The following is a 26,177-nucleotide window of genomic DNA, read 5'->3' as shown; positions in this document are numbered from 1 at the left end:
CTCCCCGCGCTTCCACCGGTCCCATAACTCCGTCTTTTCTGCCGCAGTGAAACCTCTATGAAATCTCCGTTCCATCCAACACTCCATCTTTTCCTCTAAGATAAAGTGTTGCGTCGATCAGTTGAGATCGCCCCTCAACAGTGGACATCGGAACACTGCCGCCGCAGGTCCGAAAAGTGCCATAAGCTGCCATTGAAGACGAAGGCACATTTTTTCTCGATCCTGACCGGCATTCTTCCCGATGTCCTAAAGTCTATCTTGGTTGAAAAGACACGAGAGGCAGCGAAATGCTACCGGCACCAATCACTTATTGCTTCTACCGTTGTCGCGGACTCTGCCTTCAGACTTGGATCGTCGCGACTTTCGCAATCATGATGGCCTCCGCTCCACTGCAAGCCTCAACAGCACCAAAAACGTCAGCGTGCGGATACCTCGCTGGTCTAATTGATAAGGCACCGCCATCAGGGCCGTTGTTCCTGCCCAGCTATCCGACCGTCGAATCGGGGCCTCTGCATGGCGCCGCCTACCTCTATGACAATGCGGTAGCCGCCATCGCGTTGGTCGGTTGCGGTGAGCAAGACAAAGCGTATCGGATTGGCTCGGCGCTTCTCTGGGCCATCGACAACGACCGCACCTGGCATGATGGACGGCTCCGGAACGCTTACGCCGCGGGCGTGGTGGGGAATGGCCCCGTCAAACTTCCGGGGTGGTGGGACAATACTCAGAACAAATGGTTAGAGGATCGATATCAGGTGGGCAGCGATGTTGGTAACATGGCATGGGCCATGTTGGCGTTGCTGTCGCTTGATGATGTGAACGCCGGCTCTCGGTCCCGCGATGGTGCAGCACGGCTTGGCGCCTGGGTCGCGCAATGGGCCGATACGCGCGGTACTGGCGGTTTCACGGGTGGTACGTTTGGGCACGAACCGACGCCGGAAGTGCGGACGTGGAAATCGACTGAACATAATACTGACCTCGCCGCCGCGTTTGGCCTTCTTGCGATCCGTACAGGGGATTCGCGCTGGCGCGATAAGGCAACGGTCGCTGAGTACTTCGTAAATACGATGTGGGATCCGGCATGCGCCTGTTTCGCCGCAGGTACCGCTGAAGACGGTGTCACGCACAATCCGATTTTGGCTCTCGATGCTCAGGTCTGGCCTTTAATAGCGCTCCACGGAGCGGTCGAGAAATTTGCATCGGCAATTACGACCGCCGAACAGCGAATGAGTGTCGATGAGGGCTTTTCTTACGGTGAAGACCGAGACGGTGTGTGGACCGAAGGAACGGGCCAAATGGCTCTCTTGATGAAATTGCTCGGCAGGACTGGGAGGGCAGACTCGTTGATCGCTGTAGTCGAATCCCAGAGGTCGCCGGATGGTGGGTTCTATGCCACAACTGCCCGCGAGTTGCCGACCGGGTTCGTGTTGGACACCGATCCGACCAAACCGCGGCTCTATTTCCGATTGTCACATCTTGGCGCAGCTTCGTGGGCTGCCCTCGCGGAACGTGGGTTCAATCCCTTTACGGTGACAAAAGGACTCCCGTAGTTGAGTCGCGGTGCTTCTCGTCCGTTTCGGTCTGTTTTGATTTCGATATGTCCGTTCCGGGTCACAAGCCGACATCTGAGCAAAGACTACAAAGCGTCCGCTTTGGGCCAATAACGGAAGTCGCGATTGGACAACAGGTCCGCGGCCATGGGCGGCTATAAGTATCGTACGTGAAGTGGTTCACAAATGGACGGTTCAGACCGCGATAGGCTAAGCAGGCTCTTCGTGCGCCAGTGGGATCAGCAGATTCGAGATCGAATATCGACGTCCACCGCTCCGTCGCACGTATCGTATTTCGCAATGCTGGCTCTATGAACTGTCAGATTTGGTTCGATGGCATTCTGTGCGGCCGAGAGCCCAAGAATGACCAATTCTTCACGCAATTCAGAAAGTTGATTGGAGAATAAGCCACACGAAAAATCAGATGGAGGATCTGATGGTAAAGAGAGCGATTGCGCTCGGCGGAGGCGGTCCGGCAGCAGGATTGCACATCGGGGTTCTGGAAGCCCTTGCCAACGCAGATATAGAGTTTGAGGTGTGGGCTTTGTCCTGCATCGGCGCCTGGGTTGGGATCGTCTACAATCAGTTTGATGGAGTTGAAAACAAAGCCAGGGCGGAAAAGACCTATCAATTCTTCAAGAATGGCGTGTTTCGAGACGACGAAGGCTATAAGCGCTTCCCCATAAACACCGTGTTTGGTCCGGATTGGGCAGGAAGCATGAGCAGGGCTCTGACCAGCTTCGTCATGGATCCCAAGAACTATCTGCATTTATGGGACCCATCGACCATGGTGAATGCCTTCAGGGATTCTATGTCGCTCTGGTTCCCTCAACAGAAGTTCACGATCCCGGACGACGGAGACATCAACAGATGGATCCTTAATCAGGTCCTGGCACCCAATCCCTTCGTTCGCTATCTCACGTCAATGATGTACTTGTCCCATGTCACTGGCCTCTCCAAGATCAACTATCCGAATAGCCAGTTCATGAAGAGCATAAAGTTCGAAGCGCTCAAAGAGCCTGGAAAGCCCGTCATATTTCACAACGCCTGGAATCTTGATGACCATAAGCTCGCGTTGTTTTCCAACAGACCAATGATCCAGCAAGCCGACAAGAAAGAGTACAAAGGGCCAATTAGCGCGTCCAGCCTATGTGCGTGCTCAGCTCTTCCCTTCATCGAAGAAACAGTTGAGATCGACGGAGTTACGTACTGCGAAGGAGCGCTGATCGACACGGTCAACTTCGAGAGCTTGCTCGAGGAGCACCGTGATCTGGACGAAATATGGGTGAGCAGGATCGTCGATTCGAAGCAGGTCCGCAAACCGAAAGACCTTCATGATGCCCTGGCGAATCTTTGCCAATTATTCGCAGCGACCGTTGGCGAAGATGACGTCAGGATCTTCAAATATCACGTGCAGTACGACGAACCCAAATGGGAAGGCATAATCGTCGAGATCCAGGTGCCGGGGCACATCAATTTCAAATGGAATCACAGCAACCTCTATAACGGGCGAGTGTTGGGAAGAGCTGCTGCGGAACAAGCAATCAAGAGGTATCACGCACATGCAGACCTCGACCCGCATGATGGGCCACACTTCATAAATGAGCATCCAGAGAAGAACGACAAGGAGGGATGGCAAAAGGTGAAAGATACGTATCGTAAATGCCAAGAGCGAGCGGATGCCTAGTGCCAAAGGCAAGTAGCTCTGCGACCGCTGAACCAGACTCCAATATCTGTGATCCGGGCAAAATTACTGCAGTCGATCGAGCAGTGCCTTCGCTTGCTTTAGATCCTGCGTTTCAAAACCCTCGGCGAACCCGGCGTAGATGGGCGCGAGCAGATTGAGCGCGTCCTTGCGTCTGCCCTGGTCGATCCATAAAGCGCCAAGGTCTACTGCAACTCGAAGTTCAAGGGCCTTGGCGTGTTGGCTTCTTGCAGTTGTCAATGCGCGCTCGAACAGTGATTGCGCCTCGGTGCCGGCTCCCGGTACGTCATCGAAGAGCAGCACGCGCGCCTTCAGTCGATACAGTTCGGCCTCAAATATCCGCTCGCTATTGCGGCTGGTTGTTGCAAGGCCCTGTTCGATCAGCTCGAGCGTGGCTTCGCGCTGACGGCTCGACAATAGGGCCGGGCTCAGGAGCACGTATAGGGCCGTGATGCCGAGCTGATAGCCCGCGTTGCGATATTCGTTCATCGCACCCTGGATTTCCGCGAGCGCGGCGGACGAAGGATCAAGAAAGTTGGCACTTATCCCCCGAACGGCGCGCGCCAATCCTCTCCATTGCCGGAATCCGTGCTCCTCCGACAAGGCAAGACAGCGTTCCGCATAGCCGTGCGCAGTCAGGAACTCGCCCCGAAGAGCGTGGAGAATGGACGCATAGTAACATCCATAGGCCTGCGAATGCGGATGACCAATGGCGTCGGCACGCCGAATGGCGGTATCCAGTCGTGCGAGCGCGGTATCGGGGCGGCCCAGCAGCCAGAGCACCCATGACATCAGGGCAAGGTCGGCCACGCCCGCATCCTGGCCGGCGGCACGCGCCGCCAATCTGTCCTGCTCGTTGCTTGCCTCGAACGCTTCGAAGGCCCGTACGATCACTTCGTGGGCTCCTTCGAGATGTCCCATGAAAAGTCGAATCATGCCTTGTCCACGCATCGCGTTGAGCAACGTTGGTCGATCGCCGCGCGCCTCCGCGAGTTCGAGCAGCGCCGAGATCATTTCCTCGGCGACCGGCAACTCACCACGAATGACGCTCGCGGTGGTCAACCAGAACATGATCTGTAGTTGCTCGGGGGGGTCTTCGAGGCGCTGGCACAGCTCGCGCGCGCGAGCGAAGATCGCCACCGCATGTGGCGATGCCGGTCCCTGGGTAGCGATCAGGCATGGTCCCAGCGCGAACTGGAAATCAAGCTCTCGTCTGTCCTTCCGGGCACCGTCGGCCAAATGGGCCAACACCTCGATGCCCTTCCGCAGGTGTGCGATAGCTTCGAGGTTGGCGGAGCGCATGGCCGCCTTCCTTCCCGCCTGAAGCCAATATTCTCCTGCCTTTTCGAACAGTCCCGCCTCCGTGAGGTGGAGCGCGAGAGTCTCGGGTTGAGCCTCCACGATTTCCGGGAACTGTTGCTCGAACACGTCCGCGATGGTGGCGTGCAGCGTCGCGCGTCGGCTCTTCAGAAGTCCGGATTCGGCAGCGTCGCGTACCAGCGCATGCTTGAAAGTATAGACCGCCCGGGGTATCTCGCCCCGGCAGAATATCAGCTCCGCCCTGACAAGCTGGGCAAGCGCCTCCTCCAGCGTCTGCCTTGGCAACTCGGCAACGGCGCTCAGCAGTTCGTAGGAGAACTCGCGCCCCACGACGGCGCCGATCTGAGCCACGTATTTCACCGGAGCCAATCGGTCGAGCCTGGCCATCAGCGATGCGCTCAACGTCGTCGGAATCGCCATCGATGGTAGCGGACGGCTGAGCGTGTAATGGTCGTCCCGCTCCTGCAACAGCCCGGTTTCGAGCACGGCCTTCGTCAGTTCCTCGACGAACAAGGGTACGCCATCGGTACGGGCGAGGATTTGGTGCATGACCTCCTCGGGGAGCGTCTTGCCGGCGGTGACGCGCTCGACCAATGCCGCCCCGTTGCGCCGGCTGAGCCGCGTGAGCGAGATCGTCGTCACATGGGCATGACCAGGCCAGGGCGGGGCGAACTCCGGTCTCGCCGTGATCAGCAGCAGTACGCGAAGCCGCGGCAGCTTTTCCAGTGTAACCGCGAGCAGTTCCAGCGACGTCGGATCCGCCCAATGGGCATCCTCGAATATCACGAACACCGGCTGACGCGCCGCCAATGCTTCGAGCTGGGCCAGGAACGCCGCCAGCGTCATGTCCTTGCGGGTCTGCGGAGTCATTTCGGGAAGGCGATAGCGGTCGCAGAGCGGAAGCGACAGAAGATTGGCCAGGGCCGGCACCACGCGGTCTGCATCGGCGCCAAACCGCAAGAGCAGAGCTTCAAGCTTGGCAAACTTCTCCGTCGGCGTCTCGCCTCGCTCGAACCGGGCGGCACGTTCGAGGTTGACGATGAATGGATACAGCGCACTGTTGGCGTGGTGCGCCGAGCAGAAGTGCCGTACCGTAATGTGTGGTTCGGCCTGGAGCCGCTCTTGAAGCGCCAGCGCGATATGCGACTTACCGATACCCGGCTCTCCAGTTAGAACCACGACGCAGCCTTCGCCTGACGCGGCATGCCGCCAGCGCCGCAACAGCAGCTCGATCTCCTCGTCACGCCCGATTAGCGATGTCAACCGCGTCTTGTGCTGCGCCTCGAAGCGGCTTTCCGCTCCACTGATCCCGAGCACCTGCCAGGCAGGTATTGGTTCCGCCCATCCTTTGAGCGCGACAGGGCCGAGATCGCGGTACTCGAAATGTCCATCGGTGAGCTGGTGTGTGCTCTCGGAAATCAGCACCATGCCGGGCTCGGCGAACTGCTGCAGGCGAGCGGCCAGGTTCGGTGTCTCACCAATGACCGCGTGCTCCTTGGCGGCGCCTTCGCCGGTCAGATCACCCACGACGACCATTCCGGTGGCGATGCCAACGCGGACCTGTAGCCTCGTACCGATATCTGTCTGGAGGTTGGCCACGGCATCGACCAGTGTCAGCCCCGCGCGTGTCGCCTGCTCGGCATCGTCCTCGTGGGCCTGGGGATAGCCGAAATAGGCAAGCACGCCATCCCCCATGTACCGCGCGATGACGCCCTCATTCCGGGCGATGACACCCGCGATGCAGTCGTGATAGGCACCGATTACCGAGCGCAAGTCCTCTGGATCCAGTCGGGCCGCAAGTGCCGACGAGTCCACCAGATCGCAAAACATGACCGTCAGTTGGCGCCGCTCGGCGCTGTCCCGCGGCGCCGGTTTGGCGGCCGTTCGGACTGATACGAGGACTTCACTCTTGAGTTCTGCAATTGCGCGCAGAATTTTGCGCCGGTGCCCAAGCAGGACGCCAAGGTCCTTGAGGTCCTGCTCCGTGAGATCGCTAACGACCGAGAAATCGATGGCGTTCTCGGCGAAACGCTGGGCGTACTCCCCCAAACCGATCGATGCGAGCCACTCTGCAGTACCTGTCATGGGATACCTATGGCCTATGCGATAAGAATAGCACATTGGAATAGCCAGCGAAGGCGCATCTATCGCCGGAAGCGCAGATCGCCGGACCTCTCGCCCAATTGAAAGGGCTCCGGCGAAAACTGGATGCTGCCAAGCGATGTCGCAGTTGGGTCAAAAGCCGACATCAAGCAGACGGCCACGATAGGTCTGCCATGAGCCAATAGCGGTCTTCGGCGAGGCCGGACGTAATATGCACTTTGTGCCAAAATGCGGATTCAAGATGGAGCGCAACTGATGTTCGATTTATCGCGCCGACTAGAGCATCATTGATTAGCCTTTGCTGTCGCCCAAGATGTGGGCGCGCAGGCGACGCCATTTCATCGGGTGATGGTGTGCTCCACCGTTCCCAATTGTCGCGGGCGGGCTTTAGCTTGCTGATCCCCTTGTAACTGGGATGTCCGAGTTGGCGATGAAAGCCATCGGCTATCCATGGGCAGCGATGATGGCATTGTGCCACTGTTTTGCCCGACGGATCAAGTTGATTTCGTAAAATCCGCAGTTGCTGGGTATCAAACCATTGATATCGCTGTCGCCAGCTACTGTGCATGGGGTTGTTTTTCGATATTTTGTTGTGTGGCTCGCCGGGCCTGATCCCGGCTCGCTCTAGTGTCCACCTAGATAGGCCGTGATCAGCCGGGGGTCGTGGATGAGATCCTTGGCCGGACCTGACTGCACGACCTCGCCGGTCTCGAGCACATAGCCGTAGTCGGCTGTCTCAAGCGCGGCGCGGGCGTTCTGCTCGACCAGCAGGATCGACACGCCGAGATCGCGCAGGGACGCGATGGTGCGAAAGATCTCGCGCACGATCAGCGGCGCGAGGCCGAGGCTCGGCTCGTCCAGCATGAGCAGTTTCGGCTTGGCCATCAGCGCGCGGCCGAGCGCGAGCATCTGGCGCTCGCCGCCGGAGAGCGTGCCTGCCGCCTGGCGCTGCCGTTCCTTCAGCCGGGGGAAGCGATCATAGACCTCGTCCAGTGTCTTCTGGACGCCCGAGCGGTCGCGCAGGCTGTAGGAGCCGAGCAGGAGGTTGTCCGCGACCGTCATGTCGGAGAACAGCTCGCGCTTCTCCGGCACCAGGCACAGCCGGCGCTCGACGCGATCTTCGACCGACATCCTGCCGATGTCGTGACCCTGGAAGACCATGCGGCCACGCGAGGCCAGCAGGCCGATGGCCGCCATCAGCAGCGTGGTCTTGCCGGCACCGTTCGGGCCGATGACGGTGACGATCTGACCTTCCTCGACCGACAGCGACACGTTGCGGACCGCTTCGACATTGTCGTAGCAGACCGTCACATCCGTCATGGACAGCATCTCGCTCACGCGACGCCTCCGAGATAGGCTTCCTGGACCCGTTCGTCGCTGCGGATCGCGGCTGGCGCGCCTTCGCAGAGTTTTGAGCCGAAATCGAGCACCACGATGCGGTCGACCAGCGACATCACGAACTCCATGTCATGCTCGACGATCAGGATGGTCAGATGGTCTGCCCGCAGCGACCTGAGCAGCTCCGCGAGCCGCAGCTTCTCCTGGCGGCGAAGGCCGGCGGCGGGCTCGTCCAGCACCAGCAGCGCAGGGTCGGCGGCGAGCGCACGCGCGATCTCCAGAATGCGCTGGTTGCCGAGCGGCAGATTGCCCGCGAGCTCGAACGGCTTGTCGCCGAGCCCGACACGTTCGAGCTGCATCAGCGCCTCGTGCCGGGTACTGGCTTCCTCACGCCCGTTGAGGCGGAAGGCGCCGGCTAACAGGCCGGTGCTTGTGCGCGCATAGGTGCCGAGCATCACGTTTTCCAAAAGGCTCATGCGCGGCCTCAGCTTCACATGCTGGAAGGTCCTGGCGACGCCGGCCTTGGCGATGCGGGACTGCGCGTCATGCGTGATCGGGCGTCCCGCAAAGACGATCTCACCCTTGTTGACCCGGAGCGCCCCGGTCAGGCAGTTGAACATCGTGCTCTTGCCGGCGCCGTTGGGGCCGATGACGGCAAGGATTTCGCCGGCGCGGACTTCGAAGCTGACATTGTTGACGGCGACCAGGCCGCCGAACCGGCGCTCGGCGCCATCCACTTTCAGAAGCAGCTCCCCGGGCGTCGGTTGCGCGCGACGGGGCAGGGGCGGCGCCGGTTGAGGTCGCTCGCGCCTGGCCTTGGGCAGATAGCGCGCGACGAAGGGAACGATGCCCTGCCGGGCCCATTGCAGGAACAGGATGAACAGTGCGGAGAAGGCGACGATCTCGAGCTGGCCGGAGGCACCCTTGGCGATCAGCGGCAGATAATCCTGCACGCTGTTCTTGAGCAGCGTGACGACCGCGGCCCCCACGACGCCGCCGAGCAGGCTGCCGGCGCCGCCGACCATCGACATCATCAGATATTCGATGCCCATGCCGGCATCGAACGGACCCGGGCTGATGAAGCGGCTCATATGCGCATAGAGCCAGCCGGAGAGCGAGGCGAGGGAGGCCGCGATCACGAAGGTCACGAGCTTGATGCGGAAAGCGTTGATGCCGAGGCTCTCGACCAGCGTATTGCCGCCGCGGAGCACGCGCATGGCGCGGCCGAGCCGGGAGTCCAGCAGGTTGTAGCCGAGGAAAAGCACCGCGGCGACGATGCCCCAGATCAGGAAATAGATCTGGGCGCTCGTGACCAGCGCAATCGAACCGAAGCTGATCGGCGGGATCGACGAGATGCCGTTGAAGCGGCCGAGCCCCTCGACATTGCCGAACAGGAAGCCGATCGCAAGGCCCCAGGCGACGGTCGAGAGCGACAGGAAATGGCCCTGAAGTCGCAGGGTGACGACGCCGAGAACGGTTGCGACGCCGCAGGTCAGCACCACGCCGAACACGAGGCCGAGCCACGGGGAGTACCCGTTCAACGCGGAGACCCACGCGGTTGCATAGGCGGCGACGCCCACGAACGCCGCCTGACCGAACGACACGATGCCGCCGACGCCGGTCAGGAGTGCAAGACCGATGGCGACCAGCGAATAGATGCCGATATAGTTCATCAGCGTGATGCTGAACGGACTGAGCACGAAGGGAGCCACCGCGAGACACAGCACGGCGAGGACGGCGGCAAGCTGAATGTGGAGGCGCGTCATTCCTCGATCTCCTCCTCGGAATGCAGCGAGGCGAGGGATCGCCAGATCAGGATCGGGATCAGCAGCGAAAAGACGATGACGTCCTTGAGCGCGCTGCTCTCGAAGGAGGCAAAGCTTTCGAGGATGCCGACGCCGACGGCGCCGATCGCCGCACCGGGATAGCTGGTCATGCCGCCGACGATGGCGCCGACAAAGGCCTTGAGGCCGATCAGGAAGCCGGAATCGTAGAACACGGTGTTCACCGGAGCGATCAGGATGCCCGAGACGCCGGCCATCAGCGACCCCAGCAGATAGGCGATCGTGCCGGCGCGGGCGGGGCGTATTCCCATCAGCCGGGAGCCGGTCCGGTTCACGGCCGTGGCGCGCAGCGATTTTCCGACCAGCGTGAAGTCGAAGAAGAGGTAGAGGAGGCCGCTGAAAACGAGTGCCGCGATCACGATCAGCATGGTCTGGCCCGAGATCAGCACGCCCGCGAACTCGGTCGAGAGCGAGGTCAGCGGCTCGGTCCGAACCCCTTCGGGCCCGAAGAACAACAGGCCAAGGCCGACCAGCGCGAAATGCAGCGCCACGGACACCGTCAGCAACAGCAGCACGGTGCCGTCAGCGATGGGACGGAAGACGATCCGATCCAGAAGCGGGGAGATCGGCGTGATCAGCATCAGCGCCAGCACGAGCCTGACGGCAAGCGGCGGGTCCAGGCGCATGACAAGCCAGGCTGCACCGACCACGGCGAGCGGAAGCAGGAGATAGAAGGACAGCGCGCGGGGCAGCAGCCGGAGTTCGCCGGAGCGCACCAGCGAGATGATCTCGATCAGGGTCGCAAGACAGGCCAGGATCACGACCAGCGCTCCCGTGCCGGGAAAGCGCTTCGCGTCGAGGGCAGCCAACGTCAGCGCGGTGAAGGCCGCGATGTCGCCGAAGGGAATGAAGATGACCCGCGTCACCGTGAAGATCAGGACGGTCCCGATCGCCACCAGGGCGTAGACGGCCCCGGTGGCGATCCCGTCGATCGCGAGAATGGCTGCAATGTCGCTCGTCATTGAGACGTCGTTGCTCCCTGTGATGCCGGGGCCATTGATCCGGTTATGGCGCGTACTTCCAGGCGCCGCCGGTCAGGCGCACCACGACGAGCGAGCGCTCGTCGACACCGGTGACCGCACCGGGCTTGAAATTGTAGACGGCATGCACGCCCGGCAGCTCCTTGGTGCTGAGGATCGCGTCCCGCAGCGCGGTGCGGAATTCCGCCGTTCCGGGCTTGGCGGTCTTGAGCGCGCGCTCGGCAGCGTTGGCGAAAATCAGCCAGGCGTCGAAGGAATAGGCGGAGAAGCCGTCGGTGGTCGGGATGTTATGGGTCTTCTGGTAGACGCTGCGGAAATCCAGCGCGATCTTCTTGGCAAAGTGCTCGTCGGGAAGCTGCTCGGCGACGATCACGGGACCCGCGGAGACCTGAATGCCGTCGGCCGCCTTGCCGCCGACGTTGACGAAGTCCGGATTGACGAGTGCCACCGTGCCGTAGGTGTTGCCCTTGAAGCCCCGCTCGGCGAGCGTGAGGAGCGGCAGCGCGCCTTGCGTGCCCGAGCCGCCGTCCAGCACGGCGTCAGGACGTGCGGCCATCACCTTGAGGATCTGCGCGGTGACCGAGGTGTCGGTGCGGGCGTAGCGCTCGTTGGTCTGTATCTTGATGTCGCCGGCGGCTTCGGCGGCCTTGGCGCCGTTGTAGACGAGGTCGCCCCAGGCGTCAGAGAAGCCGACATAGCCGATGTTCTTCATGCCGTCGCGCTTCATGCGGTCGGCGACGATCTTGACGAGGAGAGAGGCCGGCTGCGGCACCGACACCACCCACTGCTCCGGCGTATCCGGCAGCTTGCCGATCGGCGAGACCGCGATCATCGGCACTTTCAGCTCGCTCGCCACCGCCGCCATGGCGATAGTCGAGGGCGCCGTGGCCGTGCCGATCAGGAGGTCCACCTTCTCTTCTTCCACCAGCTTGCGCGCATTGCGGGTCGCGGCCGACGGGTCGGAGCCGTCGTCGAGCTGGATCAGGCGAATGGTCTCGCCGTTGATGGTCTTCCTGTATTCATAGGCGGCATTGATGCCGCGCCCATAGGGGATTCCGATCGACGAGCCGTTGCCGCTCAGCGAGGTGACGAAGCCGATGGTGATGTCGGCCTGCGCAGCCGGCGCTGCGAAGAGTCCGGCGACAAGTGCGAGTAGGCTCAGAGTCTTGCGCATACGCGTTCTCCTCCGTTGGTGCTGGATAGGAATGCCTCGAAGCTGCCGTGCGGGGACCCCGAACGACGAATGAACCGATTGAAAGCATTGCTGCAGCGCCGAAATCCGGGCGCGACCGAAGAGGGTTTGCTCGGCCGGATCTTAGCGGCCATGGCGCTGGTTGCCGCTCGAATGACAGGCCCATCGGCAGATGCGGGCGGGAATTTCCTGAAGCAACGAAAGGCCGTTTGTCCGGCCGCGATGCGCGGCCGGCGATGCTGTTGCTGCCGGCTGTTCGAGCACGGCGACTGTCCACACGATCGAGTCTCTCAAAATCGGTGCCCTGCAACATCCACCGGTCCCTGGCCGGCGAGGAATTACTTAAAGCCTAAAGTATTGTTGGTGGAGCCGTCAACACGTGTCACGGCTCTGTCAGAAAAAATGTTGTTGCATACAATTTCGCCAGAGTGCGGCGCCTCAGTGCCGATCGAGCGTACAAAATGGCCGGGCTTCCCTTGCGGTGGCGGTCGCCGTCGGCGGCGACGCCGAGCGCATTTGACGCGTGAATTAGTTTATGATTGAAATATATTTATCGGCCGTCGACGACCGATCCTCCGATCACCGCCTGAGGAGAAGGACGATGCGCATCTTCTGGCAGAGCTTCGTTGATGCGAGCGTGAACGCGCCCTACATGGCGCGGCTGTCGGAATACCTCAACAACATTGCTGCATCGGGCACGACAGTTCACGTCGAGGGCATTTCGCCGCCCGACCGGGAGTTCGGACGGCTCGCGGAATTGCGCTGCGCCGTCCAGGCGATCGACAACGGCATCGCGGCGGAGGAGGGCGGGTTCGACGCCTTCGTGATGGGACATTTCCAGGATCCCGGACTCTACGAGTTGCGCTCGACGCTCGACATTCCCGTGATCGGGACCGGCGAGGCGACGTTGCTCGCGGCCTCTCAGCTCGGCCGGAGACTCGGCCTTGTGACGCTCGATCCCGTCTTCGAAGTCTGGCACTACGAGCAGGCCGAGCGTTATGGCCTCGGCGATCGCGTGGTCCACGTGACCGGTCTTGGCTGCAAGCCGGCGGATTTCGCCGATGCCTTTGACGGAGATCAGGCCGCGCAAGCCCGCATGATCAAGGACTTTGTCGCCTGCGCACGCCCGCTGATCGAGCACGGCGCCGACGTCGTGATCCCCGCCGGTGTACTGCCGGGCCTTCTGATCGGAAGGGAGCATGGCCTGAAAGTCGGGCACGCGCCGGTGGTCAATTGCGCGGCGGTGGCGCTGAAAAGTGCCGAGATGTGGGTGCAGCTCCGGCAGCTCAATGGCACCGAGCCCAGCCGCGGGCCGAGCTTCAAGCGGGCCAGCGCCCAGGCGCGCGACGATTTCCGCGCACTGCTTGCTCGCAACAGCCGCTAGGACTGGAGAGTGAATGATGATGACTCCCGAAAAGATCCTGTACGAGACCGAGGTGACGGCGATCGGCGGCCGGGACGGCAAGGCCGCCAGCGCCGACGGCCTGTTGTCGGTATCGCTGTCCGTGCCGAAATCGCTGGGCGGTCCCGGGGGCGAAGGCACCAACCCCGAACAGCTCTTTGCGGCCGGCTACGCCGCGTGCTTTCTCGGTGCGGTCAAGCTCGTCGCGCGCACCCGGAAGGTCGTCCCATCCGCTGAGCCGTCAGTGACCGCGAAGGTTGCGATGGGTCCGGTTCCAATCGGATATGCGCTCGCCGTCGAACTGAAGGTCAATCTGCCCGGTGTCGAGAGGTCGGTGGCCGAGGAGGTCGTCGCGGGCGCGCACGAGCGCTGTCCCTATTCGAATGCAACCCGCGGCAATATTGCCGTGAAGCTGACGGTCATCTGAGACAATGAACGAGGCGGGCGGTTGGTGACCAATACTTTGCGCACACCGTACGACGGCGTCGTGATTGCGGCGCCCGTCACGATTCCCTATGTGCGCTACTCCATCGAGAGTGCACAGTGGTGGATCGGGCGGGCACTGAGCACGCTCGTTGCGCAGGCGGGCATCAAGGCTTCCGACATCGACGGTCTGTGCGTCTCCAGCTTCACCATGGGCACCGACAGCGGGATCGGGCTGACGCAGCATTTCGGGCTCTGCGTGCGATGGCTGGATACGATTCCGCTCGGTGGCGCCAGCGCCATCGCAGGCTTGCGAAAAGCGGCGCGCGCGGTTCAGGCGCGCGACGCCGACATCGTGGCGTGCATCGCCGGCGATACCAACCACGTCGATTCCTTCCGGCTGACGCTGGAGAACTTCTCGCGCTTCAACCAGGATGCCGTCTATCCCTATGGCGCCGGTGGCGCCAATGCGAGCTTCGCGCTGATCGCCCGCAACTACATGCGGGCCTTTGGCGTCACGCGTGAGGATGTCGGCAGGATCGCCGTCGCCCAGCGCGCCAATGCCCTGCGCAACCCGCATGCGCTGATGAAGACGCCAATGACGATGGAGCAGTATCTGGCGGCCCGGCCGATCTCGGATCCCATCCATCTCTTCGATTGCGTGATGCCATGCGCCGGCGCCGAGGCCTTCCTGGTGATGCGAGACGAGACCGCGGCTTCGCTCGGGCTGACAGCAGCACGGCTGCTTTCGACGATCGAGCGGCACAATGCCTTTGCCGACGATCCGATGCAGGTTCGCGGCGGCTGGGCAATGGACGTCGGCGAGCTCTATGCGATGGCCGGCGTGAAGCCTGACGATCTCGATATCGTGCAGACCTATGACGATTACCCCGTCATCACGATGATGCAGTTCGAGGATCTCGGCTTCTGCAACAAGGGGGAGGGGGCCGAGTTCGTGCGCCAGCACGATCTCACCATCGACGGCGACTTTCCGCACAACACGTCGGGCGGACAGCTCTCGGCCGGACAGGCCGGCGCCGCCGGCGCCTATCTCGGTCTCGTCGAGGGACTTCGACAGGTTCTGGGGACTGCAGGCCCCACGCAGGTCGGGAACGCGAGCGTCGCCTTGGCCTCGGGGTTCGGTATGATCAACTATGACCGTGGTCTCGCCTCGGGCGCCGCGATCTTTGCAGGGCCGTCGCGATGATAGAGCCGATCAAGCCGCCCCGGCGCAAGAACCCGCTGCTGCGGACGCGGCTGCCTGCTTCGCCGCCGCGACCGCGCAGCAGGACGTCGCATGGGTTTACGCGGGCAGCCGCCGAGGGCCGCTTCATGCTGCAACGCTGTGACGCTTGCGGTTCTTTTGCTTATCCGGCGCGGGAGGCCTGTCCGTCTTGCCTGTCGGCCGGCCTCGCATTCGTCGACGCGCCGCGCCGGGGCATGCTTCTTTGCGAGACCACTGCGCGCGTGCCGAGCGATGTCTATTTCCGCGAGCGGGCGCCCTGGCGCATCGGCCTCGTGAAGATGGATTGCGGTCCGACGATTGTGACGCACCTCCATGCCGACTGCGTGGAGGGGGCACCGGTCCGCATGTCGTTTCAACTCGACAAGAGCGGCCAGGCAGTGGCCTTTGCCCATCCCGAGGGGGAGACTCCCAACATGGCAGACGACAAGCAATGGCGGGAAATGACGGCCGATCCGAAATTCCGGCGCGTGCTGGTGACCAACGGTCGGAGCGTGATCGGTCAGGAGGCCGTCGCCGCCTTGAAGGCCGCAGGCGCCAAGACGGTGTTCGTCGGGGTTGCCGAACCGTGGCGGCCTTTCGCCGGCGAGCAGCTGCTGCGCGGCCATGACGGAATCGAGATCGTGACCCTTGACGCCGCCGACGAGAAATCTGCGGCCGATCTCGCGGCCGACATCGGCGGCAAGGTCGATATCCTCGTCAACACGACGGAATATGTGCGGCCGGGCGGCCTGCTCGACCGCAGGGGCACGAGCATCGCGCGCGACGAGATCGACCAGGCCTATCTCGGCTTCATCAACCTCGCACAGGCCTTTGGCCCCGCCATGCGGATGCGCGGTGCCGATGGCATCAACAACAGTGCCGCGTGGGTCAACATTCTCTCGGTCTATGCGCTGGCGAACTGGCCTGCCTTTGGCGCCTACTCGGCCTCGCAAGCGGCGTGCCTGTCGCTCTCGCACTGCCTCCGCGCCGAGCTGCGGCCCGGCGGCGTCAGGGTGATGAATCTGTTCACCGGGCCCGTCGACACCGAGTGGTTCCAGACCGTACCGCCGCCGAAGGTCGCGCCGCGCGCAATCGCGCAGGCGATCGTGTCGGGTCTCAAAGGCGGGCTCGAGGAGATGTATGTCGGAGATGTCGCCGAAGAGATCCGGCAACGTCTCGCGGCCAATCCAAAAGCGCTCGAGCGCGAGCTCGACAGGTGACATCGGGATTTCAACCAAGCCGGAGGACGTGACGATGCAGAGCAACAATCTCCTGGAGCTGGCGGGTGCGGTTTCTTCCGGCGCGGTGCGCGTCGTCGATCTCACATTTACGCTCAGTCCGGATTTTCCGGTCATCGTGCTGCCGCCGGAGTTCGGCCAGGCCGCGCCGGTCCGCATCCAGGAAATCTCGCGTTATGATGGTCGCGGTCCGGCCTGGTACTGGAACAACGTCACGTTCGGCGAACACACCGGCACGCATTTCGACGCACCGATCCACTGGTTCACGGGCAAGAACCTGCCGAACAATGCCGTCGACACGATGCCGACCAAGGACATGATCGCGCCGGCCTGCGTGATCGACTGCTCCGCGCAGGCGGCGCAGGATCCCGATTTCCTGCTGACGGTCCCGCTCGTCGAGGCCTGGGAAGCAAAGCACGGCCGGATCCCCGAGCGGAACTGGGTGCTGCTCAGGACCGACTGGTCGAAGAAGGGCTGGCGCGACTACTCCAATCTCAGGGATGACGGCGCACATACGCCCGGCCCCAACGCGGCCGTCATGAAGTGGCTGGTGGAGGAGCGCGGCGTCATCGGGTTCGGCACCGAGACCATCGGTACAGATGCGGGCCAGGCCGGTCATTTCGAGCCGCCTTATCCAGCGCATCATTTCCTGCACGGCGCCGGACGCTACGGCCTGCAATGCCTGTGCAACCTGGATCAGCTTCCACCCACCGGGGCGGTCATCGTGGCCTCGCCGCTGAAGATCCAGAACGGCTCCGGCAGTCCGCTTCGCGTCATCGCGCTGGTTGCGTCAGCCTGAATCCAATCCATGGCGCTTGCCAATCGGAACAGACATCCTCACGAAAGACAGGTGCCATGAACTTGATCAAGAGCCTGCTGGCTTCCACCGCATTGCTTCTCGCCGTCCCGCAACTTGCGCAGGCCGAGATCCTCGTCGGCTTCGTCACCGGCCTCAGCGGGCCGGTATCCTCGATCGGCATCCCGAATGCGAAGGGCATCGCCGCGGGAGGGGCCTATGTCGGTGAGATCGGCGGCGAGAAGGTCCGCGTCATCCAACTCGACGACGCTTCCGATGCCACCGCCTCGGCGCGCAACGCGCGCAAGCTCGTCGAGCAGGAGAAGGTCGATATCCTGATCGGAACGTCGGGTGCGCCGCAGACCCTGGCGATGGCGACCGCCGCGATCGAGATGAAAGTGCCGATGATCGCGGTATCGCCGATCGCGCCGGTGCCGCCGGGCGACGGCGGCCCCTGGGTCGTCCAGACGCCGCAACCGACGCCGCTTCTCGTGCAAGGCATCGTCGACCACATGAAGGCGAAGGGCCTGAAGACGGTCGCCTTCATCGGCTTCTCCGATGCGTTCGGCGACCTCATGTACAACTCGCTCGAGCAGAGTGTGAAGACGACCGACATCAAGATCATTGCCAACGAACGCTACGCCAGATCGGATTCTTCGGTGACGGCTCAGGTGCTGCGCGCACTCGCCGCACGTCCCGACGCCATCATGCTCGGCGGCACTGGAACGCCCGGCGCGCTGCCGGTCATCGCCTTGTCCGAGCGCGGATATAAAGGGCCGCTATACGGCAATCATGGGCTGATCAGCGCCGATTTCCTGCGTCTCGCCGGCAAGGCCGCCAACGGCATCATCTGCCCGACTGGACCCGTGACCGCGGCGGAGCAGCTCCCGTCCGGCAATCCGATCCAGAAGGTGGCCCTGGATTTCCGCTCTGCCTTCGAGAAGGCGAACGGCGAGGCGCCGACGGATTCATTCTCGTCCTATTCCTTCGACGGCTGGCTCGTCTTCGCCGATGCCGCCAAACGCGCGATGGCAACCGGTGCCAAGCCCGGCACGCCGGAATTCCGCACCGCGCTTCGTCAGGCGCTGTTCACGACCAAGGAGGTCGTCGGGACGCAGGGCGTCTACACCTATACGCCGGCGGATCGGCATGGCGTCGACGATCGCTCGCGCGTCATGGTCCAGATTGAGAACGGCAAATACAAGCTGTTGCCCTGAGACGGGAGCATGATCGTGACGGAGAACGCGCCGGTGAACGTCAGCGACGCGGTCGGCCGGGAGAACGTGACGCCGGCCTGGGCGTGTGCAGTGACGTCGTTTCCGCCGTCGGACCGCATCCTCTCAACGATCCTCACCCGGCAGGCCGAGCGCTACGGCGAGCGCGTGCTGCTCGTCGCTGGTGAGACGCGCTGGAGCTTTGCGCAGACCGCGGCGATCGCGGCCGCGTCGGCTCAGACGCTCGTGGATGCCGGGATTAGGCCGGGCGATCGGGTTGCGTTGATGTGTTCGAACCGTCCGGAGTTCCTGCAGGTCTATCTCGGCTGCGCGTGGCTTGGTGCCATCGCGGTCCCGATCAATACCGCGCTGCGCGGCTTCCAGCTCTCCCACATCTTCCGCAACTCGCGTCCCGCGCTCCTCGTCGTCGAGGCTCAGTTCGTCGACGCGATCGAGAGTGTCGAGGCGGGTGTCGACCTGCCACCTCGCACCTGGATCGTCGGAGCTGCCGCCGGTGCAGTCGACGCCAGGCTTTCCGCGGTACCGTTGCCGGCGCTGGGAGCCGCGGCCCCGGCGGGTGCCGTGCGTCCCGGCGACACCGTTGCGATCCTCTACACGTCGGGCACGACCGGGCCAGCGAAGGGCGTGTGCTGTCCGCAGGCGCAGCTGTTCTGGTGGGGCATTTATTCGGCGCGGGCACTTGGCATCCGCGAGGGCGATGTACTGTTCACGACACTGCCGCTGTTCCACACCAACGCGCTCAATGCATTCTATCAGGCGCTCCTGAACGGCTGCACCTACGTGCTGGAGCCGAAATTCTCCGCGTCCGGATTCTGGGCGGCCGCGCAACGGCACAATGCGACGGTCGGCTATCTGCCCGGCGCGATGGCGTCGATGCTGCTGGCGCAGCCGAAGAATGCGAACGACAAGGCGCATCGTCTTCGCGTTGCGCTTGGCGGCGGCGTGCCGCCGCAAATCCACGGTCCGTTCCTCGAGCGGTTTGGCGTGCCGCTGGTTGACGGCTACGGGTCGACCGAGACCAACTTCGTGTTCGCGGGCACGATCCCGTCGGATCGTCCGGGAACGATGGGCTATCTGGCCGACGGAATCGAGGCGCGGATCGTCGATGAGAATGATTCAGCGCTTCCTGACGGGCAGGCCGGCGAACTCGTGCTTCGCGCCGGAGAACCCTTTGCTTTCGCCACCGGCTATTTCGGCATGCCGGAGAAGACGGTCGAGGCCTGGCGAAATCTGTGGTTCCATTCGGGCGATCGGGTCGTTCGAGATGCTGACGGACACTACCGCTTCATCGATCGCATGAAGGATTCGATCCGCAGGCGTGGCGAGAACGTATCCTCATGGGAGGTCGAGCAGACCATCCAGTCCCATCCCGCGGTCGCCGCCTGCGCGATCTACCCGCTGCCGTCGGAGCTGGGCGAGGACGAGGTTGCGGCTGCGATCCTGCTCGAGCCGGGCCAATCGCTGGAGCCCATCGACATCGTCAGGCATTGCGAAGGGCAGATCGCCTATTTCGCCATCCCGCGCTATGTGCGCATTCTGAGCCAGATACCGTTGACTGAGAACGGCAAGATCAAGAAGGGCGTGCTGCGCGAGGCGGGCATCACCACGGATACTTGGGATCGCGAGGCGGCCGGAGTGAAGGTGCGGCGCTGACTGTCGGTCCGCTCAAGGTTTTTGCAGGGCGTCCCTGACGGCCCCCTTGAGGTCGTCGAGCTCGCCGATCAATCCGTCGAACCGGTCGGCCGGGAAATCCGCCAGCAGCTCGGCAAGCCACGCGCCGTGGCTCTTGGCCATCCGTCTGAAGGTCTTGCGGCCTTCGACCGTCATGCAGACAATCTGCACGCGGCGGTCGAGGTTCGAGGGCGTGCGCGTGATGTATCCGTCCTCGACCAGGCGGTCCACGATCGGCGTGAGGTTCCCGGCCGAGACCATCAGGCGCTTGGGCAATTCTCCCAGCACAAGCCCGCTCGGTTCGCGGTCGAGCTGGGCCAGAACATCGAAGCGGGGCATCGTGAAATCGAACTCTTCGCGAAACCGGCGCCGCAACTCGCCTTCGATCAGGGTCGTGCAGGCGAGCAGCCGGAGCCAGACCCGCGTTTGAGCCCTGTACTCGGCGTCCTGATCCGCCCCATTCTTTGAAACAGGCGTGGACTCCTTCGCGAGTGCCAATCGAATCTCCCGGGCTTGGTGGCCTGACGAAAGCCGGCGCAGCTGTCGTGGTCATTGGCAAGATAGTTCGTGCCAAAAGTAAATTCAAGGCTGCGCCCGAGCGGCTCGGAGTCGGCGCTGCCGTGTGTCCAATTTACACTGAATCTCCAGATCGACGCCGCGGAGACCAGCCCGTGGGCCGGGTCTTTGCAGAACCGCCTTGACAAGACGCGCGCCGAGGAAATATTTTATGCTTAAAATAATTTGGGTGAAAGCTCGGCACACGGCGCGACGCGCGAAAGCGAGGGATCATGCGCATAGTCTGTATCGGCGGCGGCCCGGCCGGTCTCTATCTGGGCCTGCTGATGAAGCGCCGGCACCCGGAGCATGTCATCACGGTCGTCGAGCGCAACAAGCCCTACGATACGTTCGGCTGGGGCGTCGTGTTCTCGGATGCCATGATGTCCGCGATGCGCCTTGCCGACCCCGAGAGCGCGGCCGAGATCGAGGACGCCTTCAATCACTGGGACGACATCGAGCTCGTCTTCAAGGGGACGCGCCAGCGCACGACGGGCCATGGCTTCATCGGTATCGGGCGCAAGCATCTGCTCAATATTCTTCAGCGGCGCTGTGAAGCGCTGGGTGTCGAGCTCGTCTTCGAGCGCGAGGTCGAATCCGATCTCGAATACCCCGACGCCGACCTGATCGTCGCCTGTGACGGCGTCAATTCCAGGATCCGCGCTCGCTATGCCGAGCAGTTCCAGCCCGACATGGTGATCCGGCCCAACCGCTTCATCTGGCTCGGCACCAAGAAGGCGTTCGACGCCTTTACATTTGATTTTCAGAAGACCGAGCACGGCTGGTTCCAGGCGCACATCTACAAGTTTGATGCGGAGACCTCGACCTTCATCGTTGAGACCACGGAAGAAGCCTACAACGCCCACGGGCTTGGCGAGCTCGATCAGCAGGCCTCGATCGAGTTCTGCGAAAAAATCTTCGCCGAGACTCTCGACGGCGCGAAGCTCCTGACCAATGCGCGCCATCTGCGCGGCTCGGCCTGGCTCAATTTCAGCCGCCTGATCTGCGGCAAATGGAGCGTGTTCAACGGCAAGTCTCATGTCGTGCTGATGGGGGACGCCGCGCATACCGCGCATTTCGCGATCGGCTCGGGCACCAAGCTCGCGCTCGACGACGCCATCGAGCTTGCCAACCAGTTCGATCGCCATGGTCACGGTCGCGCCGGCATCGAAACCGTGCTGGACGCGTACGAGGAGGTGCGCCGCGTCGACGTGGCGCGCATCCAGAATGCGGCGCGCAACGCCATGGAATGGTTCGAGGTGGTCGGCCACCGCTATGCCGATACGCTCGAGCCGCCGCAGTTCTTCTATTCGATGCTGACGCGCTCGCAGCGCATCAGCCACGAAAACCTTCGCCTGCGCGACCGCTCCTGGCTGGAAGGCTTTGAGCGCTGGTTCGCCGAACGCTCAGGGATCGCGGTCAAGGACGGCGAGCGGGTGCCGCCACCGATGCTGACGCCACACCGCGTGCGCGGCCTTTCGCTTGCGAACCGCATCATGGTTTCGCCGATGGCGATGTATTCGGCACAGGACGGACTCATCGACGACTTCCACATCGCCCATCTCGGCGCGCGCGCCATGGGCGGCGCCGCGCTGGTCTTCGCTGAGATGACCTGCGTCTCGCCCGATGCGCGGATCACGCCGGGCTGCCTCGGGCTCTGGAACGATGCGCAGGCGGCGCAGTGGCGCCGCTTGGTCGAACTCGTCCATGGCGTCGGGCATGCCAAGGTGGGGATTCAGCTCGGCCACGCCGGCCGCAAGGGTGCGACCAGGGTGCCCTGGGAAGGGATCGATCAACCCCTTGAATCCGGCGAATGGCCCCTGATCTCCGCGTCGGCCTTGCCGTATCTGCCGCACAGCCAGATGCCGCGGACGATGGACCGCAGCGACATGGACCGCGTGCGTGACGATTTTGTCGCGGCAACAGGTCGTGCCGCTGCCGCCGGCGTCGAGTGGCTCGAACTCCATTGCGCGCACGGTTATCTGCTGTCGAGCTTCCTCTCGCCGCTGACCAACCGGCGCACGGACGAATACGGCGGCAGCCATGAAAACCGCGCGCGCTTTCCGCTGGAGGTGTTCAAGGCGATGCGCGCGGTGTGGCCGTCCGACCGGCCGATGTCGGTGCGCCTGTCCTGCCATGATTGGACCGACGGCGGTAACATTCCGGCCGATGCGGCGGTCTTCGCTGCGATGTTCAAGGAGGCCGGGGCGGACCTGATCGATTGTTCGTCGGGGCAGGTCTGGAAGGACGAGCGGCCGATCTATGGACGCCTGTTCCAGACGCCGTTCGCCGACCTGATCCGCAACGAGGTCGGCATTGAGACCATCGCAGTCGGTGCGATCTCCGAGGCCGATCACGCCAATTCGATTCTCGCGGCCGGCCGCGCGGACCTCTGCGCCATCGCGCGGCCGCATCTCGCCGACCCGGCCTGGACGCTGCACGAAGCCGCGCGCATCGGCATCACCAAGGTCGAGTGGCCGAAGCAGTATCTGTCCGCCAAGGGACAATATGAAACCAATCTGGCGCGCGCGGCGGCAGCTAGCGCGCAATGAGCGGAGGAGGGATCAGATGAGCTCCACGGCGAAAGTGATCCGGCGCGAATGGCTCGACTGGCCGTTTTTCGAGCCGCGCCATCATGCGGTCGGCGAGGCGCTCGATCGCTTCGTGCAGTCGGGGGCTCTCGACACAATCGATCACAATGATGTCGATGTCGCCTGCCGCAAGCTGGTGCGCGCGATGGGCGAGGCGGGGGTGCTCGATTGCGCCGTAGCGGCGCCCGACGGCGATGCGACGACGATCGATTCCCGCTCGATCTGCCTGTCGCGGGAGTCGCTTGCCTATGCCGATGGCCTCGCCGATTTCGCCTTCGCCATGCAGGGGCTCGGCTCCGGCGCGATCGCGCTCGGCGGCTCGGCGGACCTGCGCAAGGCCGTGCTGCCGAAAGTTCGCGCCGGCGAATGGCTGGCGGCCTTCGCGCTGTCCGAGAAGGAGGCAGGATCGGACGTCGCGGCGATGTCTTGCACGGCGCGGGCCGACGGCAATGACTACGTCATCGATGGCGAGAAGACCTGGATCTCCAACGGCGGTATTGCAGACGTCTACACGCTGTTTGCGCGAACGGGCGAGGCGCCGGGTGCCCGCGGCATCTCGGCCTTTGTCGTATTCCCGGATGATCCCGGCTTCGGCATCGCCGACCGCATCGACGTCATCGCGCCGCATCCGCTGGCGACGCTGCGCTTCACCAATTGCCGGATTCCGGCGAGCCGTCGCCTCGGCGCGCCGGGCGGTGGGTTCAAGCTCGCGATGCAGACCCTCGATATCTTCCGGGCGTCTGTCGCAGCCGCAGCCCTCGGCTTTGCCCGTCGTGCACTGGACGAAGCGCTGTCGCATGCGCGCAGCCGGCACATGTTCGGTGCGACGCTGGGAGATCTCCAGCTGACCCAGGCCGCGCTCGGCGACATGGCGACGGAGACTGACGCCGCCGCGCTCCTGACCTACCGCGCGGCCTGGCGACGCGACGTCCAGAAGCTTCCGACGACGCGCGAAGCTGCCATGGCGAAGCTGACGGCAACCGAGACCGCGCAGCGTGTCATCGACCGCGCCGTCCAGATGTTCGGCGGCCGCGGCGTGCGCAAGGGTGAGATCGTCGAAAGCCTCTACCGCGAAATCCGCGCGCTGCGCATCTACGAGGGCGCGACCGAGGTCCAGAAACTGATTGTCGCGCGCGATCTCCTGAAGCCGCGCTGAGAGGATTGAGAACTCCGCATGAGTACGATGATGAAATCAGAAGCCGCCGCGACGAGCGGCCTGCAAGTGCTTCAGCCCGGTGGCTGGCCGCAGCCGAAGGGATATGCCAACGGCATCATGGCCGATGGACGTCTCGTTGTGACGGGTGGTGTCGTCGGCTGGGATATCGCAGGTCGGTTCGCCGACGGGTTTGTCGCGCAGGTTCGGCAGACGCTCGAAAACATCGTTGCGATCCTGGCGGAAGGCGGCGCCCGGCCGGACCATCTTGTGCGCCTGACATGGTATGTCGTCGACATGGATGAATACACCACGAATCTGAAGGCGCTCGGCAAGGCCTACCGCGAGGTGGTCGGCACCCATTACCCCAGTATGGCGCTCGTGCAGGTGGTGCGCCTCGTCGAGCCATCGGCGCGCGTCGAGATCGAAGCGACTGCCGTCGTCCCGCGCTGACGAGGGCGTGCGCGAAGGTGCTGCCGCCCGTCGCGCGGGCTCATGGGCCGCTACGCGACCGGAATGAACGCATATCCTTTCGCGTCTTCGACCACTCTGCCGATGCCTGGTCGACCTAAATGAGTGCCGGCCAGCCACGTCTGCGCATTTGCTGCGTCCCGGAGCAACCTGATCCGGGTAGCCCTCGCCACGGCTTCGTCATCGTCATAGGCCCAGGTAAGCTCGGGACGGGCAAACTGTGCGACGGGAACGTGGATAAGGTCGCCGCAGAACAAGACATCGTCCTCGTCAGTGTTGAGGAGATAACCCATATGGCCCCGAGCGTGCCCAGGTATATCCACCGCCAGTAAATGATCGGCCAGCCGATCTCCACCGTTAACGGGGGCAAGGAGCGAACGAAACTGCTCCAGCACTGGCTCGGCAAGAAACTCCTCGACGGCGTCTGCCCCTATCACGATCTTCCTCAGGCCGTTAAACGCGCGTCGACCGTCGGGCATCAGGAGACCATTGACGTGGTCGCCATGAGCATGAGTGAGGGCGATCATCGTGATCGATGACGTGTCGATGCCTGCCTCCGCCATCGCCTCCGCGAGGTGACCCATGGACGGGTCCCAACTCGCGCCCGCTCCACAATCGATCAAGACGCGATCCATGCCAGAGCGATCGAATAGGAAGCAGTTGACCGATAATCGAACCAGCGAAGCGTCCCGCTGAGGCGGTTCGGTCTGCCTGCCTACTTTGTCGTTTGGATATTTGAGGGATTCGGCGGGCAGGTCGACATATCCATCAGAGAGTGACCAAATCCTCCATGATCCCGAAGCGCAGCCCAAGGTGTTGGCGCTTTGTGACAGAGCTTTCACGGACAACCTGACAAGCGTTTGATTCACTTTCTCAAAACGGTACCGAAACCGTCAGAGTTTCGAAGTCATCACTTTCTGAGCGATCTTCCAGGTTCCGTCGACCTTCAAGCACGACAGCATGTCGGTGAAGTAGCGCGGCGGAATTTGCAATTTCAGCTTCAGAAGCGCGAGCTCTCCTTCAACGTCAATCGAGAGGATCTGATCCTGGCGCTCCAGGCCCTGTTGCTTCGGAGCTTTCAAATTACGGACAGCTGCCAGCCACGTCGCAATTGGCGTCACGCTCACGTTGCCATCGTCGCCGACCTTGGTCACGGAACTCGAGGGATGAAATATAGACGCGAATTTGTCAGCATCCATTTCATAGGCACTGTCGAAATAGGTCTGCGCCAGGGAGCGCAAGGCACGAGCATCGGTATCCATAGGCCTGTTATCCATCAGCTTGGGAATGGGAAGAAGCTGCGCGTGGCTGGAAAGCGTGGTCTCCGGCCGAAACCTGCAGAAGGTTGCCTCAAGTCTTCCTTGCTGACCGAACCTAGGACAAAGTAG

At 62.9% G+C, this 26,177-nt stretch carries 20 protein-coding genes; 12 read left to right on the top strand and 8 right to left on the bottom strand.

What is annotated here, in order from left to right:
* Positions 1–470: 470 nt before the first annotated feature.
* The gene (locus tag AC0L3X_RS26505) at positions 471–1,547 is read left to right on the top strand and encodes a hypothetical protein (protein WP_063984217.1); all 1,077 of its coding nucleotides are present in this window, start codon (positions 471–473) and stop codon (positions 1,545–1,547) included.
* Between the two features lie 424 nt (positions 1,548–1,971).
* Positions 1,972–3,234, top strand: coding sequence for a patatin-like phospholipase family protein (locus AC0L3X_RS26500; protein ID WP_063984216.1), 1,263 nt, complete (start codon positions 1,972–1,974; stop codon positions 3,232–3,234).
* Between the two features lie 63 nt (positions 3,235–3,297).
* Here the strand turns inward: AC0L3X_RS26500 and AC0L3X_RS26495 are convergent, their stop codons facing one another.
* The 5 genes from AC0L3X_RS26495 to AC0L3X_RS26475 all read right to left on the bottom strand — a co-directional run bounded on the left by AC0L3X_RS26495 (position 3,298) and on the right by AC0L3X_RS26475 (position 12,011).
* A complete protein-coding gene (locus tag AC0L3X_RS26495) occupies positions 3,298–6,657 on the bottom strand; it encodes an AAA family ATPase (protein WP_063984215.1) in 3,360 nt (1,119 codons plus the stop codon).
* Between the two features lie 642 nt (positions 6,658–7,299).
* Positions 7,300–8,013, bottom strand: coding sequence for an ABC transporter ATP-binding protein (locus AC0L3X_RS26490; RefSeq protein WP_014496276.1), 714 nt, complete (start codon positions 8,011–8,013; stop codon positions 7,300–7,302).
* Positions 8,010–9,779: a branched-chain amino acid ABC transporter ATP-binding protein/permease gene (locus tag AC0L3X_RS26485; protein WP_354132305.1), complete on the bottom strand. Its 1,770-nt coding sequence runs from the start codon at positions 9,777–9,779 to the stop codon at positions 8,010–8,012. The genes AC0L3X_RS26490 and AC0L3X_RS26485 overlap by 4 nt, the downstream gene beginning before the upstream one ends.
* A complete protein-coding gene (locus AC0L3X_RS26480) occupies positions 9,776–10,819 on the bottom strand; it encodes a branched-chain amino acid ABC transporter permease (RefSeq protein ID WP_014496274.1) in 1,044 nt (347 codons plus the stop codon). The genes AC0L3X_RS26485 and AC0L3X_RS26480 overlap by 4 nt, the downstream gene beginning before the upstream one ends.
* A 43-nt stretch (positions 10,820–10,862) precedes the next feature.
* On the bottom strand, positions 10,863–12,011 hold the full coding sequence (locus AC0L3X_RS26475; RefSeq protein ID WP_063984213.1) for an ABC transporter substrate-binding protein: 1,149 nt from the start codon (positions 12,009–12,011) through the stop codon (positions 10,863–10,865).
* A gap of 619 nt (positions 12,012–12,630) precedes the next feature.
* On the opposite strand from AC0L3X_RS26475, the gene AC0L3X_RS26470 reads away from it, so the two are divergent.
* Genes AC0L3X_RS26470 through AC0L3X_RS26440 form a run of 7 tightly spaced genes read left to right on the top strand, consistent with a single transcriptional unit; the run spans position 12,631 to position 20,001 of the window.
* Positions 12,631–13,413: an aspartate/glutamate racemase family protein gene (locus AC0L3X_RS26470; RefSeq protein ID WP_063984212.1), complete on the top strand. Its 783-nt coding sequence runs from the start codon at positions 12,631–12,633 to the stop codon at positions 13,411–13,413.
* Positions 13,414–13,429: 16 nt separating this feature from the next.
* Positions 13,430–13,858 carry an Ohr family peroxiredoxin gene (locus AC0L3X_RS26465; protein ID WP_187388084.1) on the top strand — a complete coding sequence of 143 codons (429 nt, stop codon included), beginning with the start codon at positions 13,430–13,432 and terminating at the stop codon, positions 13,856–13,858.
* Positions 13,859–13,882: 24 nt separating this feature from the next.
* A complete protein-coding gene (locus tag AC0L3X_RS26460) occupies positions 13,883–15,061 on the top strand; it encodes a thiolase family protein (protein WP_063986504.1) in 1,179 nt (392 codons plus the stop codon).
* Entirely contained in the window at positions 15,058–16,299 is a 1,242-nt protein-coding gene (locus AC0L3X_RS26455; protein ID WP_084795214.1) for an SDR family NAD(P)-dependent oxidoreductase, read from the top strand. The genes AC0L3X_RS26460 and AC0L3X_RS26455 overlap by 4 nt, the downstream gene beginning before the upstream one ends.
* A gap of 34 nt (positions 16,300–16,333) precedes the next feature.
* On the top strand, positions 16,334–17,116 hold the full coding sequence (locus AC0L3X_RS26450) for a cyclase family protein (protein ID WP_063984211.1): 783 nt from the start codon (positions 16,334–16,336) through the stop codon (positions 17,114–17,116).
* Positions 17,117–17,172: 56 nt separating this feature from the next.
* Positions 17,173–18,330 carry an ABC transporter substrate-binding protein gene (locus AC0L3X_RS26445; RefSeq protein WP_063984210.1) on the top strand — a complete coding sequence of 386 codons (1,158 nt, stop codon included), beginning with the start codon at positions 17,173–17,175 and terminating at the stop codon, positions 18,328–18,330.
* A gap of 9 nt (positions 18,331–18,339) precedes the next feature.
* Positions 18,340–20,001, top strand: a complete 1,662-nt coding sequence (locus AC0L3X_RS26440) for an ATP-dependent acyl-CoA ligase (RefSeq protein WP_354102031.1) — start codon at positions 18,340–18,342, stop codon at positions 19,999–20,001.
* A gap of 12 nt (positions 20,002–20,013) precedes the next feature.
* Here the strand turns inward: AC0L3X_RS26440 and AC0L3X_RS26435 are convergent, their stop codons facing one another.
* Positions 20,014–20,517: a MarR family winged helix-turn-helix transcriptional regulator gene (locus AC0L3X_RS26435; RefSeq protein ID WP_028149405.1), complete on the bottom strand. Its 504-nt coding sequence runs from the start codon at positions 20,515–20,517 to the stop codon at positions 20,014–20,016.
* Between the two features lie 290 nt (positions 20,518–20,807).
* On the opposite strand from AC0L3X_RS26435, the gene AC0L3X_RS26430 reads away from it, so the two are divergent.
* From AC0L3X_RS26430 to AC0L3X_RS26420, 3 genes are read left to right on the top strand one after another with little or no spacing between them, the layout of a single operon-like run.
* Positions 20,808–23,126 carry a bifunctional salicylyl-CoA 5-hydroxylase/oxidoreductase gene (locus AC0L3X_RS26430; protein ID WP_063984208.1) on the top strand — a complete coding sequence of 773 codons (2,319 nt, stop codon included), beginning with the start codon at positions 20,808–20,810 and terminating at the stop codon, positions 23,124–23,126.
* 16 nt (positions 23,127–23,142) lie between these two features.
* Entirely contained in the window at positions 23,143–24,321 is a 1,179-nt protein-coding gene (locus tag AC0L3X_RS26425; protein ID WP_063984207.1) for an acyl-CoA dehydrogenase family protein, read from the top strand.
* An 18-nt stretch (positions 24,322–24,339) separates the two neighbouring features.
* Positions 24,340–24,771: a RidA family protein gene (locus AC0L3X_RS26420; RefSeq protein WP_063984206.1), complete on the top strand. Its 432-nt coding sequence runs from the start codon at positions 24,340–24,342 to the stop codon at positions 24,769–24,771.
* Between the two features lie 50 nt (positions 24,772–24,821).
* Here the strand turns inward: AC0L3X_RS26420 and AC0L3X_RS26415 are convergent, their stop codons facing one another.
* Together AC0L3X_RS26415 and AC0L3X_RS26410 are read right to left on the bottom strand one after the other, a co-directional pair.
* Positions 24,822–25,631: an MBL fold metallo-hydrolase gene (locus tag AC0L3X_RS26415; protein WP_063986502.1), complete on the bottom strand. Its 810-nt coding sequence runs from the start codon at positions 25,629–25,631 to the stop codon at positions 24,822–24,824.
* 51 nt (positions 25,632–25,682) lie between these two features.
* A complete protein-coding gene (locus AC0L3X_RS26410; RefSeq protein WP_063984205.1) occupies positions 25,683–26,051 on the bottom strand; it encodes a nuclear transport factor 2 family protein in 369 nt (122 codons plus the stop codon).
* Between the last annotated feature and the right edge of the window lie 126 nt (positions 26,052–26,177).

Source organism: Bradyrhizobium sp. MI1.7, assembly GCF_055811795.1.
Note: the sequence above shows the minus strand (reverse complement) of the source record. Positions and strands in the feature narration are given on the sequence as shown.

What these genes read in the sequence shown, in the direction of transcription:
- AC0L3X_RS26500 (WP_063984216.1), top strand. Translation starts at nt 1,972, where the DNA reads ATGGAGGATCTGATGGTAAAGAGAGCGATTGCGCTCGGCGGAGGCGGT.
- AC0L3X_RS26495 (WP_063984215.1), bottom strand. Translation starts at nt 6,657, where the DNA reads ATGACAGGTACTGCAGAGTGGCTCGCATCGATCGGTTTGGGGGAGTAC.
- AC0L3X_RS26485 (WP_354132305.1), bottom strand. Translation starts at nt 9,779, where the DNA reads ATGACGCGCCTCCACATTCAGCTTGCCGCCGTCCTCGCCGTGCTGTGT.
- AC0L3X_RS26480 (WP_014496274.1), bottom strand. Translation starts at nt 10,819, where the DNA reads ATGACGAGCGACATTGCAGCCATTCTCGCGATCGACGGGATCGCCACC.
- AC0L3X_RS26475 (WP_063984213.1), bottom strand. Translation starts at nt 12,011, where the DNA reads ATGCGCAAGACTCTGAGCCTACTCGCACTTGTCGCCGGACTCTTCGCA.
- AC0L3X_RS26470 (WP_063984212.1), top strand. Translation starts at nt 12,631, where the DNA reads ATGCGCATCTTCTGGCAGAGCTTCGTTGATGCGAGCGTGAACGCGCCC.
- AC0L3X_RS26465 (WP_187388084.1), top strand. Translation starts at nt 13,430, where the DNA reads ATGATGACTCCCGAAAAGATCCTGTACGAGACCGAGGTGACGGCGATC.
- AC0L3X_RS26455 (WP_084795214.1), top strand. Translation starts at nt 15,058, where the DNA reads ATGATAGAGCCGATCAAGCCGCCCCGGCGCAAGAACCCGCTGCTGCGG.
- AC0L3X_RS26450 (WP_063984211.1), top strand. Translation starts at nt 16,334, where the DNA reads ATGCAGAGCAACAATCTCCTGGAGCTGGCGGGTGCGGTTTCTTCCGGC.
- AC0L3X_RS26445 (WP_063984210.1), top strand. Translation starts at nt 17,173, where the DNA reads ATGAACTTGATCAAGAGCCTGCTGGCTTCCACCGCATTGCTTCTCGCC.
- AC0L3X_RS26440 (WP_354102031.1), top strand. Translation starts at nt 18,340, where the DNA reads ATGATCGTGACGGAGAACGCGCCGGTGAACGTCAGCGACGCGGTCGGC.
- AC0L3X_RS26430 (WP_063984208.1), top strand. Translation starts at nt 20,808, where the DNA reads ATGCGCATAGTCTGTATCGGCGGCGGCCCGGCCGGTCTCTATCTGGGC.
- AC0L3X_RS26425 (WP_063984207.1), top strand. Translation starts at nt 23,143, where the DNA reads ATGAGCTCCACGGCGAAAGTGATCCGGCGCGAATGGCTCGACTGGCCG.
- AC0L3X_RS26420 (WP_063984206.1), top strand. Translation starts at nt 24,340, where the DNA reads ATGAGTACGATGATGAAATCAGAAGCCGCCGCGACGAGCGGCCTGCAA.
- AC0L3X_RS26410 (WP_063984205.1), bottom strand. Translation starts at nt 26,051, where the DNA reads ATGGATACCGATGCTCGTGCCTTGCGCTCCCTGGCGCAGACCTATTTC.